This is a genomic window from Burkholderia sp. WP42 (assembly GCF_000745665.1).
Classification (GTDB): Bacteria; Pseudomonadota; Gammaproteobacteria; order Burkholderiales; family Burkholderiaceae; genus Burkholderia; species Burkholderia vietnamiensis.
This window is the reverse complement of sequence record NZ_JQJT01000018.1, coordinates 82,358-96,989: the sequence shown is the minus strand read 5'-3', so window position 1 is coordinate 96,989 and position 14,632 is coordinate 82,358. Positions and strand designations below refer to the sequence as shown.

10 protein-coding genes are annotated in these 14,632 nt (G+C 71.4%); 5 read left to right on the top strand and 5 right to left on the bottom strand.

Going from position 1 to position 14,632, the window contains the following annotated elements; all coding sequences use genetic code 11:
- The first annotated feature begins 33 nt into the window (after positions 1–33).
- Both EX20_RS11510 and EX20_RS11505 read left to right on the top strand, forming a co-directional pair.
- Complete coding sequence (locus EX20_RS11510; protein ID WP_034193614.1) at positions 34–987, top strand: VOC family protein; 954 nt, start codon at positions 34–36, stop codon at positions 985–987.
- Between the two features lie 14 nt (positions 988–1,001).
- On the top strand, positions 1,002–2,486 hold the full coding sequence (locus tag EX20_RS11505) for an alginate export family protein (protein WP_034193671.1): 1,485 nt from the start codon (positions 1,002–1,004) through the stop codon (positions 2,484–2,486).
- A 27-nt stretch (positions 2,487–2,513) separates the two neighbouring features.
- Here the strand turns inward: EX20_RS11505 and EX20_RS11500 are convergent, their stop codons facing one another.
- Complete coding sequence (locus tag EX20_RS11500) at positions 2,514–3,419, bottom strand: LysR family transcriptional regulator (RefSeq protein WP_034193613.1); 906 nt, start codon at positions 3,417–3,419, stop codon at positions 2,514–2,516.
- Positions 3,420–3,720: 301 nt separating this feature from the next.
- Complete coding sequence (locus EX20_RS11495) at positions 3,721–4,641, bottom strand: helix-turn-helix domain-containing protein (protein WP_011880448.1); 921 nt, start codon at positions 4,639–4,641, stop codon at positions 3,721–3,723.
- A 403-nt stretch (positions 4,642–5,044) separates the two neighbouring features.
- Here EX20_RS11495 and EX20_RS11490 point away from each other — a divergent pair, with 403 nt between their 5' ends.
- The 3 genes from EX20_RS11490 to EX20_RS11480 all read left to right on the top strand — a co-directional run bounded on the left by EX20_RS11490 (position 5,045) and on the right by EX20_RS11480 (position 10,990).
- On the top strand, positions 5,045–8,191 hold the full coding sequence (locus EX20_RS11490) for an ATP-binding protein (RefSeq protein ID WP_034193612.1): 3,147 nt from the start codon (positions 5,045–5,047) through the stop codon (positions 8,189–8,191).
- A 132-nt stretch (positions 8,192–8,323) separates the two neighbouring features.
- Complete coding sequence (locus tag EX20_RS11485) at positions 8,324–10,231, top strand: amidohydrolase (RefSeq protein ID WP_034193611.1); 1,908 nt, start codon at positions 8,324–8,326, stop codon at positions 10,229–10,231.
- Between the two features lie 84 nt (positions 10,232–10,315).
- On the top strand, positions 10,316–10,990 hold the full coding sequence (locus EX20_RS11480) for a hypothetical protein (RefSeq protein ID WP_014726106.1): 675 nt from the start codon (positions 10,316–10,318) through the stop codon (positions 10,988–10,990).
- An 88-nt stretch (positions 10,991–11,078) separates the two neighbouring features.
- Here EX20_RS11480 and EX20_RS11475 read toward each other — a convergent pair whose 3' ends face one another.
- From EX20_RS11475 to EX20_RS11465, 3 genes are all read right to left on the bottom strand, one after another.
- Positions 11,079–12,191, bottom strand: coding sequence for an alkene reductase (locus tag EX20_RS11475; RefSeq protein WP_034193610.1), 1,113 nt, complete (start codon positions 12,189–12,191; stop codon positions 11,079–11,081).
- 46 nt (positions 12,192–12,237) lie between these two features.
- Positions 12,238–13,455: an MFS transporter gene (locus tag EX20_RS11470; RefSeq protein WP_011880443.1), complete on the bottom strand. Its 1,218-nt coding sequence runs from the start codon at positions 13,453–13,455 to the stop codon at positions 12,238–12,240.
- A 181-nt stretch (positions 13,456–13,636) separates the two neighbouring features.
- Positions 13,637–14,554 (bottom strand): LysR family transcriptional regulator, encoded by a 918-nt coding sequence (locus EX20_RS11465; protein WP_014726104.1) that lies wholly within the window; start codon positions 14,552–14,554, stop codon positions 13,637–13,639.
- Between the last annotated feature and the right edge of the window lie 78 nt (positions 14,555–14,632).

Here is a 14,632-nt window from a genome sequence, read left to right as displayed (position 1 = left end):
ACGCCCCGCGCGTCACCATCAAGGAGAAACCCGATGAGTTCACTGAATCTGCGCAGCATGCTGCGCTCGACCGCCGCGGCGTCGGCCGTACTCGCCGCGCTGCTGGTCGGCGCGCCCGCCCATGCCGACGAAACCCACCTCGACGACATCGCGTCGCCGGCCGCCTCGACGCGCCTGCCGGCCGTCGCCGTAGGCCCGCAGTACGACACGACCCATGTGTGCGTGGCGCCGGAAAACTTCGACCGCTTCACCGACAGCTTCGTCGCGACCTTCGGCGGCAAGAAATCGCAGCAGGGCGTGTTCCAGGTCACGCCGACGCCGAGCCAGACGATGTCGCAACTCGTGCTGACGCCGGTCGGCACGATCTCGGTGTTCGGCTTCAAGACGCCGATCCCGTATCCGTTCTGCGACGAGCGCACCGGCTATCTGGTCAGCGACATCGACGTGGCGGTGAAGTCGGCGCGCGCGCACGGCGCCGACGTCATCGTCGCGACGTTCCCCGATCCGATCGGGCGCGACGCGATCGTCCGCTGGCCGGGCGGCGTGAACATGCAGCTCTACTGGCACACGCAGGCGCCGAACTACGACCCGTTGCAGACGGTGCCGGAGAATCGCGTGTACGTGTCGCCGCAAAGCGCGAGCAAGCTCGCGCGCGACTTCGTCGCGTTCTCGCACGGCAAGATCGTGTCGGACGTGCGCCATGCGCCGGGCGTCGAGATCGGCCGGCCGAACGACACGTATCGCCGCATCCGGATCGAATCGGGCTTCGGCAAGATGACCGTGCTGGCGACCGACGGCCATCTGCCCTATCCGTTCGGCCGCGAGATGACCGGCTATGAAGTGACCGATCTCGCCGCGACGCTGAAGAAGGCCGAAGCGGCCGGCGTGACCGTGCTCGTGCCGCCGTTCGCATCGGACGGCCGCGAGGCGGCGCTGGTGCAGTTCCCCGGCGGCTACGTCGCCGAGATCCACGCGCGGACGAAATAACCGTGCGCCGCCCGATGAACCGAGCGTGGCGCGGCGCGCTGCCGTGCGTCGTGCTGGCGGGCGGCGTCGCGTTGCACGCGGGCGCGGCGGCCGGCGCCGAAGCGGCAGACGCGACGGCCCCGGCGGCCGCACCGGCCGCCACGCCCCCTGCGACACCCGCAGCCGCGGCCGCTGCGACGTGTACCGCGAAGCGGCCCGTCGTGCTGTTCAACCGCTGGCAGGAAGACTGGTCGGTGCTCGCGAACCCGTGCGTGCCGCGCAAGCCGTTCGACTCGCTGAAATACGTGCCGCTCGGCGACGACCCGTCGACCTACCTGTCGCTCGGCGCGAGCCTGCGCGAGCGCTTCGAGCTGAACAACGCGCCGCTGTTCGGGCTGGGCGCGGCGCACGACGACAACTACGTGATCCAGCGCGCGAACGTCCATGCGGACCTGCGCTATCGCGGCCATCTGCAGGCGTTCGTGCAGTTCGTCGACGCGCGGCCGTTCGGCAAGAACACGGTCGGCCCGGTCGACAAGGATCAGCTCGATCTCGAACAGGCGTTCGTCGCGTACGTCGATCAGGTGGGGCCCGGCACGATCAAGACGCGCATCGGCCGGCAGGAGATGGCGTTCGACTTGCAGCGCTTCGTGTCGGTGCGCGACGGTCCGAACGTGCGGCAGGCCTACGACGGCCTGTGGGCCGATTATGAAATCGGCAAGTGGCGGCTGATCGGCTATGTGACGCGGCCCGTGCAGTACCGCGACGACGCGGCGTTCGACGACGTGTCGAACCGCCATCTGCGCTTCGACGGCGTGCGCGTCGAGCGCAACGGCACGGGGCCCGGCGACTTGTCCGCGTACTGGTCGCGCTATACGCGCGACAACGCGCGCTTCGCCGACGCGGCGGGCACCGAGCGCCGCGACGTGTTCGACGTGCGCTACGCGGGCAAGGCCGACTCGCTCGACTGGGACGTCGAGGCGATGCTGCAGACCGGTCACGTCGGACAGGACACGGTCGGCGCGTGGGCGTTCGGCGCACTGGGCGGCTATACGTTCGCGAAGACGCCCGGCACGCCGCGCGTCGGCATCCAGGTCGACGGCGCGTCGGGCGACGCGCATCCGGGCGACCACCGCGTCGGCACGTTCAACCCGATGTTTCCGAACGGCTATTACTTCACGCTCGCCGGTTACACGGGGTACAGCAACCTGATCCACGTGAAGCCGTCGCTGACGTTCAAGCCGTCCAGCTCGGTGACGGTGCTCACGGCCGTCGGCTTCCAGTGGCGGCAGACCACGGCCGACGCGATCTACGGGCAGGGGATGTCGGCCGTGCCGGGCACGGCGGGCAAGGGCGGGGCATGGACCGGCATGTACGCGCAGGCGCGCGTCGACTGGCTGGTCAACGCGAACCTCGCGCTCGCGCTCGAGGCCGTGCACTTCGAGCTCGGCTCGTCGATTCGCGCGCTCGGCGCGCGCAATGCCGACTACGTCGGCATGGAAGCGAAGTTCGGCTGGTGACGCGTGTGACGGCTGACGTGTGACGCGTCATGCCGGCGCGCGGGCGAGCGCGGCGATGAAGTCGATGAACGCGGCGACGCGCTTCGAGCCGCGCTGGTTCGGCAGGTACAGCGCGGTGATCACCGCGCGTGCGGCGCCGGGCGTGACGTCGTAGTCGTCGAACAGACGCCGCAGGCGGCCGGCCTCGACGTCCGCATCGACCAGCCAGTCGGGCAGCAGCGCGATGCCCGCGCCGTCGAGCGCCGCTTCGCGCAGCACTTCGCTGTGATTCGATTTGAGCCGGCCGGCGACGACGACCTGCGTGGTCCCCTGCGCGCCGACGAAGGTCCACGCCTGCTGGTCGACGCCGAAGTGAAAGCGCAGGCACGCGTGGTCGACCAGGTCGCCGGGCGTGGCCGGCGTGCCGTGCGCGTCGAGGTAGCCGGGGCTGGCGACCACGTGGCGCCGGAACGTGCCGAGCGGGCGCGCGACGACGTCTGCGCTCGGCGCCGCGTCGCCGAGCCGGATCGCGACGTCGATCCGGCTCGTCACGAGGTCGACGCGTTCGTCGGTGAGCTGCAGGTCGATGTCGAGCTTCGGATGGCGCGCGAGCAACGTCGCGACGTGCGGCGCGATGCGGCGCAGCCCGTAGGCGACCGGCACCGACACGCGCAGCGGCCCGGACGGCTCGCTGCCGCGGTCGGCGACGAGCGCATCCGCATCGGCCAGTTCCTCCAGCACGCGCTTCGCCCGCGCGTAGTAGACGACGCCGGCATCGGACAGCGTGACCTGCCGGGTCGTGCGGTTGAACAGCACCGTGCCGAGCGATGCCTCGAGCGCGTCCACCGCGCGCACCACCGACGAAGCGGCGAGTTCGAGACGCCGTCCGGCGCTCGAGAAACCGCCGGCTTCGGCCACTTCAACGAACGCGCGCAGCGCGGAGAATTTGTCCATCGGGTCGCCCTCGTGCGTGTCGCAACGTCGCGTTGCATGCGGTTCGCATTCTAGCGTCGGCTGCGTGGGGCGCAGCGGCGGCGTGGGCGATCTTCAGGACGATTCAGGGGCGGGGTGGGAGGAGGGTTGCGAGGTGTGCGCGTGCATTCTGCGACGCGCACGCCTGACGGCTTCGCGCAACGTCAGGCCCGCTGCTTCGACGGCGCGAGGCGCAGCAGCTCGGCCACGCTGTCGACGTTGAACTGTTTCATGAGCCTCGCATGGCGCGCTGCGCGCCGACGCCGTTGCCAGGCCGACGCGATCAGCGCGAGCGCGCGCGGCGCCACGCGCCGGGCGGATGGCCGATCACGCGCAGGAACACGCGGTTCAGATGGCTCTGGTCGGAGAACCCGCAATCGGCGGCGATCTCGGCGAGCGTCATGTCGGACGTCTCGATCAGATGGCGCGCCCGCGTCACGCGCTGTTCGAGCAGCCACTGGTGCGGCGTGCGGCCGGTGGTGCGGGAGAACGCGCGGATGAAATAGCCGCGCGACAGGTCGCATTCGTTCGCGACTTCCTCGATCGACACGCCGAGGTTCGCCTTCTCCATCAGCAGTTCCTTCGCGAGCGCCACTTTTGCCGGCGACAGCACGCCCTTGCGCTCGAGGTCGCGCACGCGCGCAGCGCCGTAGCGGCGCAGCAGATGGGTGCCCATCGCCAGCCCGATCTGCTCGATGAACAGCGCATCGAGCGGACCGGGCGCGTCGAGGCTGTCGGCGACGGCGTGCGCGAGATGGCCGAGCACCGGGTCGCGCACGTCGGGCCGCGAGGTCAGGCCGCCGACCGCGCTGCCGCCATGCTCCCGGCCGACGCGTTCGAGATACGCGGGCGGCAGCTCGACCAGCACGAAGTCGAAATTACCGTACAGGTCGGCGCGGAAATGGCGCGAGAAGTCGCGAATGTAGATCGAGTGTTGCTGGAACCGGCGCTCGCTCGCGCCCGCGCGCCCGTAGAGCGTGCGGCGGTGGCCGCCGTTCAGCGATACGCCGACCAGGAAGCCGCGATCGCATGCGGGCATGTCGATATGCTCGACGTGCGCCTCGCGCATGCATTTGCGGTGCAGCTTCAGGCCGCCGGCGGCCGTCTCGATGTCCTTCGACAGCAGGCTTGCCGCGCAGCCGAGCGTGTCTTTCGGCGTTGGCGCGACCGGGGCGTCCGGCGCTGCGATGACGAGGTCGGGCATGGATTTTCCTGCGAGTGACTCGTGGCGCGTTACGACGAGTCGAGTTTATACGGGCACGCGTGCATTCAAAATGAATTTGTACAAAGGTCCGCTCGCGACCCTGACGATCGGCTTTCGATGCGCGGGCGCGACGGCCGCACGCCCGAACGCCCGCGCGGGGCACGTGTGCGCGGGGCCCGGCACAGTATAGCGGCGCTGCCCGACACGCAAGTGACCGCGCCGAGCGGCGCAGCGGCGCCCGCGCAGCGCATTTTTCTTCAAGATTTCCGCCGGACGTCCTTTTACACTGGGCCGTCAATTCGATATTTCCCCGCCCGGCGCGATCGCGCGCCGGGCTCCGACTTCCTGCCGCGTGAGCTGCCGCGCTCATGCGGCGGTCATCCTGAGGTACCCGGAGGCGGCCATGATCCAGATCGGTACTTTGTCGGTCGATTTCGAGCAGCGGGACATTCGTCGTCACGGCGCGTCGCTGCGCATCGGCGCGCGTGCGCTCGACATCCTCGAAGTGCTGCACCGCGCGAGCGGTTCGGTCGTGTCGAAGGACGACATCATGGATGCGGTCTGGCCGGGCCTGATCGTCGAGGAAAACCGGCTGCAGGTGCACGTCGCGACGCTGCGCAAGGCGCTCGGCGCGAATCGCGATCTGATCAAGACGGTTCCCGGGCGCGGCTATCTGCTCGTCGCGAGCGCGTCGGCCGCGGCCGGGCCGGCGCCGGACGTCCCAGAGGGCGGCGAGCCTGGGCAGGGCATGTCCGCGGCCGCTGCGCCCGCTGGATCCGTTGCGCTCGTGGAGTCCGCAGCCCCCGATCTCGCCGCGCTGCCCGACGCCTCCCACGCCGTGCCGACCCCGCCGCTGGTCGGGCGCGATGCCGAGCTCGCGCAGATCGTCGCCATGCTGGCGCGCACGCCGGTCGTCACGCTCGTGGGCGCGGGCGGCATCGGCAAGACGAGCCTCGCCGCGCATGTGGCGCACGATGCGCGCTGCCACGGACGCGAGCGCGTGCTGTTCGTCGAGCTCGCAGCCGCGTCGACGCACGACGACATGCTGATCGCGATCGCGGCCGAACTCGCGCTCGGCGTCGACGGCGTACCGGCCGTCGAGTGCGTCGGCGCCGCGTTCGCCGAGTCGCGCAGCCTGCTCGTGCTCGACAACGCCGAGCACATCGTCGATCTGGTCGCGAAGCTCGTCGAAACCCTCACCTCCGTTGCCGGGTCGCTGCGCGTGCTGGTCACGAGCCGCGAGCCGCTGCACATCTCGGCCGAAGCGGTGCTGCGGATGAGCCCGCTCGCGGTGCCGGCAAGCGATGCGTCGTTCGACGAAATCGCCCGGTGCTCGGCCGTCGCGCTGTTCCTGGAACGCGTACGCGCCGCCGCGCCGGAGTGCCCGATCGACGAAGCGGCCGTGCGGCTGATGGGCGACATCTGCCGGCGCCTCGACGGGCTGCCGCTCGCGATCGAGCTGGCCGCGGCAAGGGTGGCGACGCTCGGGCTCGCGGTCGTCGCGTCGCGGCTGGACGACCGGCTGAACCTGCTGACCGGCGGCCTGCGGTCGTCGCTGCCGCGCCATCAGACCCTGCGCGCCACGTTCGACTGGAGCTACGTGCTGCTCGATCCGACCGCGCGTGCGCTGTTTCGCCGGATGGGCTGCTTCATCGGGCCGTTCTCGTTCGATGCCGCGCGCGCGGTCGCCGCGGAGCCCGACACGTCGGCGTCGGACACGATCGCGGTGCTCGGCGAACTGGTCGCGAAATCGCTGGTGAGCGTCGAATTCCATGGCGCGTACGTGTGCTACCGGCTCACCGAGTCGACGCGCGCCTATGCGCTGGAGAAACTGCACAACGAGGGCGAGTTCGAGCGGATCGCCGCGCGCCACGCGCTGTACGAGCGCGAACATGCGCCGGCGCGTGTGGGTGTCGGCGCTGAAGCGGGCACGGACGCGGACGCGGACGGGCGCGCGGCGCACGCGGACGATGCGCGGGCGGATGCGCAAGTCCATGCGCAGGCCCACGCGCAAGCCCGGATCATGGCAGCGGCCGAAGCCGAAGCCGAAGCCGAAGCCGAAGCCGAAGCCGAAGCCGAAGCCGAAGCCGAAGCCGAAGCCCAAGCCCAAGCCCAAGCCCAAGCCCAAGCCCAAGCCACGACCGACCCGGCGCCGCCGGCCGCCGCCATCCCCGACGCCGACCTGTTGACGCACGCATTGCAGGAGCCCGCGCGGATGCACGAGTCCGCCGCGCACGCGAGACAGCTGCTCGACGCGCTGGACGCCGGCGCCGCCGCCCCGCTCGACGCGGGCCGCGAGATGCGGTTGCGCGCTGCATGCGCGTCGGCGGTGCTGCACACCGACGGCGATGCGCTGGCCGCGGCCGCGATGTGGGACCGCACGCTGGGCCTCGCGGCCCGCAGCGGCGACGACGCGTTCGACGCGCGCGCGCTGGTCGGATTGTGGAACACGATGCTGACGCTGTCCGACATCCACGAATCGCTGCGCTACGCGATGCGCTTCGAGCGCGCGGCCGAGCGGCGCGGCGACCCGTCGCAGCGCTTGCTCGCGCATGCGATGGTCGCGACCTCGCTGCACTATTTCGGCGAGCACGCGCAGGCGCGCGAGCGGCTGGAGGCGGCCACGGCCGGCCTCGCGGACGCCGGCGAACCGCCGTGCGCGCAGGCGGCGCTCGGCGTCGACGTGGCGACGCTCGCGCGCACCATGCTCACGCGGCTCGTGTGGATGCAGGGCGAGCCGGAAGCGGCGATGCGCTTCGCCGCGCAGGCGGTCGAGTGTGCGCGTCGCGCGGGCTCGCCGCTCGCGCTGTGCATCGTGCTCGGCGCGGCCGCCGTGCCGATCGCGCTGCGCTACGGCGATCACGACATCACGTCGGACTATCTCGCGACGCTGCGCGCGAGCGCCGCTGCGCACGGCTTCGACATCTGGCGCAGCCACGCGGAATGCCTGACCGGCCAGTTCGACATCCAGGCCGGCCATCCGGGCGCGGGGCTCGCGCGGCTCGAGCCGGCGCTGCAGCGTGTCGACGCGAGCGGGTTCCGCAGGCTGCTCGCGCCGCTGAACGTCGCGTATGCGGAAGGGCTGGTGCGCACCGGCCGCGCGGCGCAGGCGCGCGCGCTGCTCGACGCGACGCTCGCGCGCTGCCGCGCGCACGGCGAGCACCTGTTCGTCCCCGAACTGCTGCGCGTGCGCGGCGTCGCGATGCTCGAGCACGCGCGTACCGTCGGCGCGGACCTCTCGGTCGCATGCGAGGCGGACGGGCAGCGTCATCTGCAGATGGCGATCGAGACGGCGAACGCGCAGGGCGCCGGGATGTGGGCGCTGCGCAGCTCGCTGGATCTCGCCGATCACCTGATCGAGCGCGGGCGTACCGCGCAGGCGTCGACGCTGGTCGCCGGCATCGTGCAGGACTTCGACCCGCGCTCGCGCGCGCACGACGTGCGCAGGCTGCTGCGGGTGCAGAGTTTCGTGCGTCAGGACGCGGCGCCCGTGCCGTCCCGCCCGCGCGCCCGACACGACGCCGTCGACGCGGCGCAGCAGGGGGCATGACGATGCGCGCATTCGGGGCGGCGGGGCCGCTGTGCGTCGGCGGCATGCGTGCCGCCGTGCGCGTGCCGGCCGCATTGGCGAGTGCGTACGAGCCGCGGACCGCGCGGCGCGCCGCGCACCGGAGGCCCGACAGTGCTTAGAGCGACGGAACCCGCGCACTCGGCGGATCTCGTCGTCTTCAACGGCAAGATTGCGACACAGGACGAGCGGGGCTCGTTCGTCAGCGCGCTCGCGGTGAAGGACGGGCGCATCGTCGCGACCGGCGACGATCGCGACGTGCTGCGCCATGCGGGCGTCGCCACGACGCGCATCGACCTGCACGGCCGCACCGTGATTCCCGGCCTCGTCGATGCGCATCTGCAGGCGATCCGCGGCGGCCAGACCTTCAACCTCGAATTGCGCTGGGACGGCATACCGTCGCTCGCCGACGCGCTCGACCGGTTGCGCCGGCAGGTGCGACGCACGCCTGCGCCGCAGTGGGTGCGCGTCGCCGGCGGCTGGAGCGCGCTGCAGTTCGCGGAAAAGCGCGGGCCGACGCTGGCCGAGCTCAATGCAATCGCGCCCGATACGCCCGTGTTCGTCCAGCACCTGGGCGACAGCGCGTGGCTGAACGCGGCCGCGCTGCGCGCGCTCGGCTACGACCGCGACACGCCCGATCCGGGCGGCGGCGAACTGCGGCGCGACCGCTACGGGCGACCGACCGGGCTGCTGCTCGCGCGGCCCGACCCGGCCGTGCTGAGCGCGGCGCTCGACCCAGCGCCGGCGCTGTCGGACGGCGACCGGCTCAACTCGACGCAACAGTTCATGCATGCGCTGAATCGCGTCGGCGTGACGAGCGCGATCGACGCGGGCGGCGACGGCCTCGTCTATCCGGACGACTATGCGGCCGTCATGACGCTCGCGCGGCGCGGCGAGCTGACGACGCGCATCGCCTACGCGCTCGGCGCGCGGCATGCGGGCCGCGAAGTCGACGACTTCGCGAAATGGATCGCGCTGACGGCGCCCGGCGATGGCGACGCGTTCCTGCGCACGCACGGCGCCGGCGAGCGGCTGCTGTTCTCGGCGGTCGATCTCGGCAACTTCCTCGAGCCGCGCACCGAGCTGCCGGCGTCGCTCGAGGCGGATCTCGCGGCCGTCGTGCGGCTGCTGGTGCGTCACCGCTGGCCGTTCCGGCTGCATGCGACCTACGACGAGTCGATCGGCCGTTTCCTCGACGTTCTCGAAGCGGTGAACCGCGAGCTGCCGTTCGACGGCTTGCGCTGGTGCTTCGACCGTTGTGAAACGCTGTCGGACGCCAATATCGCGCGGATCGCGGCGCTCGGCGGCGGCGTGACCGTGCAGCCGCGCATGGCGTTCCAGGGCGAGGCGTTCATCGCGCGCTACGGCGTGGCCGCGGCGCGCCGCGCGCCGCCGATCCGCGCGATGCTCGCGGCCGGGCTGCCGGTCGGCGCGGGCTCCGGTGCGACGCAGACGGCCGGCTACAACCCGTTCGTCGCGCTGTACTGGATGGTGTCGGGGCGCTCGGTGGGCGGCACGGTGCTGTACCCCGCGCGTGCGCGGCTCGGCCGGATGGAGGCGCTGCGCGTGCATACGCTCGGCAGCGCGTGGTTCTCGGCGGACGAGCACCGCAAGGGCGCGCTGACGCCCGGCCGATACGCGGACTTTGCGGTGCTGAGCGACGACTACTTCGCGATCGACGTCGCGCGCATTCCGCAGTTGTCGTCGGTGCTGACGGTCGTGGACGGCAAGGTCGTGCACGCGGATGCCGAATTCGCGTCGCTCGCGCCGCCGTTGCCGCCCGTCAGCCCCGCGTGGTCGCCGGTGGCCGACCGCGGCGCAGACGGCGGCGCCGACGATGCGGCGGGCGGCGCGCGAGCCCGTGCGCGCGCGTCGGCGGCGGCGGGCGCATGCGCCGAGCCGGGGATGGACGCGTGCCGTACCCGCGGCCACGGACGCCGCTTCGCGCGCTCGCGCTTCCCGACGGCGAGCGCCGCCGGCGATCGTTGCGACGCGTTCGGCTGCCGCTGCGTCGCGTTCTAGCGCGCCGGCCCGGCGTGCCGCGTGCGCGGCCGCGCGTTGCATTGAACGATTTTCCGCCCCGTGCACGGGGCATGAGGAGACGAGATGAATGCTGCGCACACGCGCGCACCGGCTGACGGCGGCGAAGTGGCCGGCGTGCGCATTCCGCGCACGCCGCTGGCGATCGACGCGGCCGACGCGGCGCGCGCATCGTTGCCTGCCGCGCTCGCCGGTCACGCCGCGCGCGTATTCGTGTTCGCGTCGCTCGCCGCGCGGCGCGCGGGCGACACGTGCGATGCCGATGCGCTGTATGTCGCCGCGATGTACGTGAACATGGGATTGAGCCACGCGTACTGCCGCTCGACCGCACGTTACGAGCTCGACGGGGCGGATGCCGCGCATGCGCTGCTGCTGCGGCATCGCCGCTCGCGGCGCATGCGCGACGACGTGTGGCACGCGATCGCGCTGCATACGACGCCGGGCGTGGCCGTGCGCGCATCGCCGCTCGCGCGCGCGCTGGCCGGTGCGGTGTCGACCGATCTGATGGCGACCGACTTCGACGCCTATACGGCCGACGAGCGGGCCGCGCTGCTGGCCGCGTACCCGCGCGGCAGCGGTTTTCGCGAGGCGTTTCTCGACACGGTCGCGCGCGGCGTCGAACATCGGCCGCAGTCGACGTTCGGTACGTGGAGCGCCGACGTGCTCGAACGCGCCGATCCGGATTTTCATCGGCCGAACTTCTGCGGGCGCGTGCTGGGCGCGCGCTGGACCGACGCGTGACGGCGTCGGGGCGGCCGGGCGATGGCCGGCTGCCGTGGGACGGGGCGGGCGGCGACGGGTAACTGCACGCTCTCCGCCCCCCACATCCCTACACCCCCGCTTCCGCCGCATCGTGCCGCGCATAGTCCACGTAACCGGCGCGGTCGCCGCCGTACCAGCCGATCGACTTCGGCTGCGCGAGCGGCGCCCGCGTCGCGATGCGCTCGACGAGATCCGGGTTGGCGATGTACGCACGCGCGAACGCGATGAGATCGGCGTCGCCCGCATCGATCAGCGCGTTCGCCGCGTCCGGCGCGATGCCGCCGTTGACGATCAGCGTGCCGCCGAACGACCGGCGCGCCTGCGCGACGATGCGCGGCAGATCGGGCTCGCCGCTCCAGCCGTTGGTGTCGGCCGCGTGCAGGTAGGCGACGCCCGCGTCGTCGAGCATGCGCCCGACGTATGCGTAGGTCGCATCGGGATCGGCGTCGCGCACGTTGTTGTACTTCGCGTACGGCGAAACGCGCACGCCGACGCGGCTCAGCGGCATCACGCCGCCCACCGCGTCGACGATCTCCTCGAGAAAGCGCGCGCGGTTCGCGACCGAGCCGCCGTAGCGATCGTCGCGGCGGTTCAGCGTCGACGACAGAAACTGGTGCGGCAGATAGCCGTTGGCCGCATGGATCTCGACGCCGTCGAAGCCCGCGGCCATCGCCTGCATTGCCGCGTGGCGGAATTCGGCGACCGCCGCGACCACTTCGTCGGTCGTCATCGCGCGCGACGGCGTCGCGTGGATCTTCGTGTAATGGCCGTTGTGCAGCTGCGCCCACACCTGCAGCTGTTCGAGGTCGTCGTTCACGCCCGACGGCGACAGCGGCGCGGCGCCGTCGAGCAGCGCCAGCGAGCCGACGCGCCCGCCGTGCCACAACTGCGCGAAGATGCGCCCGCCGTTCGCATGGACGGCGTCGGTGATCTTCTTCCAGCCGGCGACCTGCGCATCGTCGATCAGCCCGGGCGTCGATTCGAACGCCGCGGACGCCGTGCTGACGTTGGTCGCCTCGGTCACGATCAGCCCGGCGGACGCGCGCTGCGCGTAGTACTCGGCCATCAGTTCGGTCGGCAGGCCGCGCGACGGCGCGCGCGAACGCGTCATCGGCCCCATCACGACACGGTTGGGCAGCGCGAGGCCGCGCAGGTCGTAGGCACTGAGCAGGGAAGACATGGTGGACTCCTTTCGTTTCACGTTGGGCGCGGTGACGTCCGCGCGGTCAGCCTTGGGCGTGGCGGCGCGCATGCGGCCGCCCGATCGCGAGGTAGTGCGCAAGCGCGACGACCGGGAACACACCGGCCACCGCCGCGACGAGCGGCCAGCCGCCGCGTTCGTAAAGCGGGCTCGCGAGCGCCGAGCCGAGCGCGCCGCCGACGAAGATGCTCGTCATGTACAGCGCGTTCAGGCGATTGCGGCTCGCCGCATGCAGCGCATAGATCTCGCGCTGGCCGAGCACCATGTTCATCTGCACCGCGAAGTCGAGCACGATGCCGGTGACGACGAGCCCGTACAGGCCCGCGCCGTGCACCAGCGCGATCGCATACGCGAGGGCGCCGGCGATCAGCGCGATCAGCGTCGCGCGCACCGTATGGCCGGCGTCCGCGAGCCGGCCGGCCACCGGCGCCGACGTCGCGCCGATCGCGCCGACCAGCGCGAACACGCCGATCGCCGTTTGCGACAGACCGTAGTGGCGCGTCAGCTCGACCGGCACGGCGGTCCAGAACAGGCTGAACGACGCGAACATCAGGCCCTGGTAGAACGCGCGGTGACGCAGGATCGGCATCGTGCGGACCAGATGCAGCAGCGAGCCGATCAGCTCGAAGTAGGTCGCGCGATGGTCGGGCTGGCGCGCCGGAATCGTCAGCGCGAGCACTGCGGTGACGAGCGTCATCAGCACCGCCGCCGCCGCAAACACGAAGCGCCAGCCGAACGCGTCGGCGACCACGCTCGACAGCGGACGCGCGAGCAGGATGCCGAGCAGCAGCCCGCTCATGATGGTGCCGACCACGCGGCCGCGCGAATGATCGGGCGCGAGATGCGCGGCGAGCGGCACCAGGATCTGGACCGCCACCGAGCTGAAGCCGATCAGCAGCGAGATCGCCAGAAACAGCCCGGCGGTGTGCACGAACGCGGCCGCCGCGAGGCTCGCGATCGACACGACGGCCGTCACGATCATCAGCTTGCGGTTCTCGAGCAGGTCGCCGAGCGGCACGATGAAGAACAGGCCGAGCGCATAGCCGATCTGCGTCAGCGACACGATCAGGCTCGCCGTGTCGCCCGACATGTGGAGCCCCGGCGCGATCAGTTCGGTGATCGGCTGCGCGTAGTACAGGTTCGCGACGATCGCGCCGCAACTGAACGCGAACAGCAGGATCAGCCCCTGCGTGAGTTTGGCGCCGTGCGCGCCCGCCGCGAGCGGCGTTGAATCTGCTGACATGGTCGACTCCTGAAAAAGGGAAGGGCGGGCGCCGTATCACCGCGCCGGCAGCGCCTGTCGGCCCGGCGGGCGACGATGCACCGCATTGCCGTCGATACTATTGATCATTCGATAAAACGGGAATCGAGCGAGCGCGCAATCGAGCGTTGCGCGGCACGCAAAGGTGCCGCGCCGCGCGGGTTCAGCCGCGCTGGCCCTGCAGGGTGGGAATCCGCTCGAACTGGCTCGCGAGCCAGTCGACGAACACCTTGAGCTTGACGGGGATGTGACGGTTGGGCGGATACAGCACCGAGATCGGCCGCGGCGGCGCGTTGAATGCGGTCAGCACTTCGCGCAGCCGCCCGGACTTCAGGTACGGGTCCACCAGATACAGCGACGTCTTGATGAGGCCGATGCCGGCCACGCCGCACTCGATGTAGTTGTCCGCATCGTTGACGGCCACCGTGCCGCACATCTGCACGATGCGCGGTTCGCCGTCGACCACGTAGTCCCACACGCGCGGCCGGCCGGTGTCGGCCGAGATGTGGCTGACCGCGACGTGCTGCGCGAGATCGTCGACGGTCTCGGGTTCGCCGAAGCGGGCGAGGTACGCGGGCGACGCGCACGTGCAGGTGGTCAGGCTGCCGATTCGCTTCGCGATCATCCCCGAGTCGTCGAGCGCGCCGATGCGCACCACGCAGTCGACGCCTTCGCCGACCAGGTCGATCTGCCGGTCCGTCACGCCGAGCTCGATCATGATGCCCGGATGCGCTTCGAGAAACTCCGGCAGCGCGGGCACCACGACCTGCCGCGCCATCGCCGGCGGTAGGTTCACTTTCAGGCGGCCGCGCGGCACGTTGCGCGCGTGCGATACCGACGCCTCCATGTCGTCGATCTCGCGCAACACCGCGACCGAGCGCTCGTAGTACGCCTGACCGTCCTCGGTCAGCGAGATGCGGCGCGTGGTGCGGTTCAGCAGCCGGCAGCCGAGGTGCTGTTCGAGCGCGCTCAGCAGCGCGGACACGCGCGGCGTCGTGAGGCCCGTGGTGTCCGACGCGCGCGTGAAGCTGCCGGTTTCGACGATGCGCGTGAACACGCGCATCGAAAGCAAGGTATCCATCGTCGGGGTTCTCCAGGCGGTGGGCGCGTGGCGCCGGTGCGTGCCGGCGCCAGCGGCGCGGGTAGGTCGGGCGTCGCG

Coding starts and splice junctions, on each gene's coding strand:
- EX20_RS11510 (WP_034193614.1), top strand. CDS start 34: ATGAGTTCACTGAATCTGCGCAGCATGCTGCGCTCGACCGCCGCGGCG.
- EX20_RS11505 (WP_034193671.1), top strand. CDS start 1,002: ATGAACCGAGCGTGGCGCGGCGCGCTGCCGTGCGTCGTGCTGGCGGGC.
- EX20_RS11500 (WP_034193613.1), bottom strand. CDS start 3,419: ATGGACAAATTCTCCGCGCTGCGCGCGTTCGTTGAAGTGGCCGAAGCC.
- EX20_RS11495 (WP_011880448.1), bottom strand. CDS start 4,641: ATGCCCGACCTCGTCATCGCAGCGCCGGACGCCCCGGTCGCGCCAACG.
- EX20_RS11490 (WP_034193612.1), top strand. CDS start 5,045: ATGATCCAGATCGGTACTTTGTCGGTCGATTTCGAGCAGCGGGACATT.
- EX20_RS11480 (WP_014726106.1), top strand. CDS start 10,316: ATGAATGCTGCGCACACGCGCGCACCGGCTGACGGCGGCGAAGTGGCC.
- EX20_RS11475 (WP_034193610.1), bottom strand. CDS start 12,191: ATGTCTTCCCTGCTCAGTGCCTACGACCTGCGCGGCCTCGCGCTGCCC.
- EX20_RS11470 (WP_011880443.1), bottom strand. CDS start 13,455: ATGTCAGCAGATTCAACGCCGCTCGCGGCGGGCGCGCACGGCGCCAAA.
- EX20_RS11465 (WP_014726104.1), bottom strand. CDS start 14,554: ATGGATACCTTGCTTTCGATGCGCGTGTTCACGCGCATCGTCGAAACC.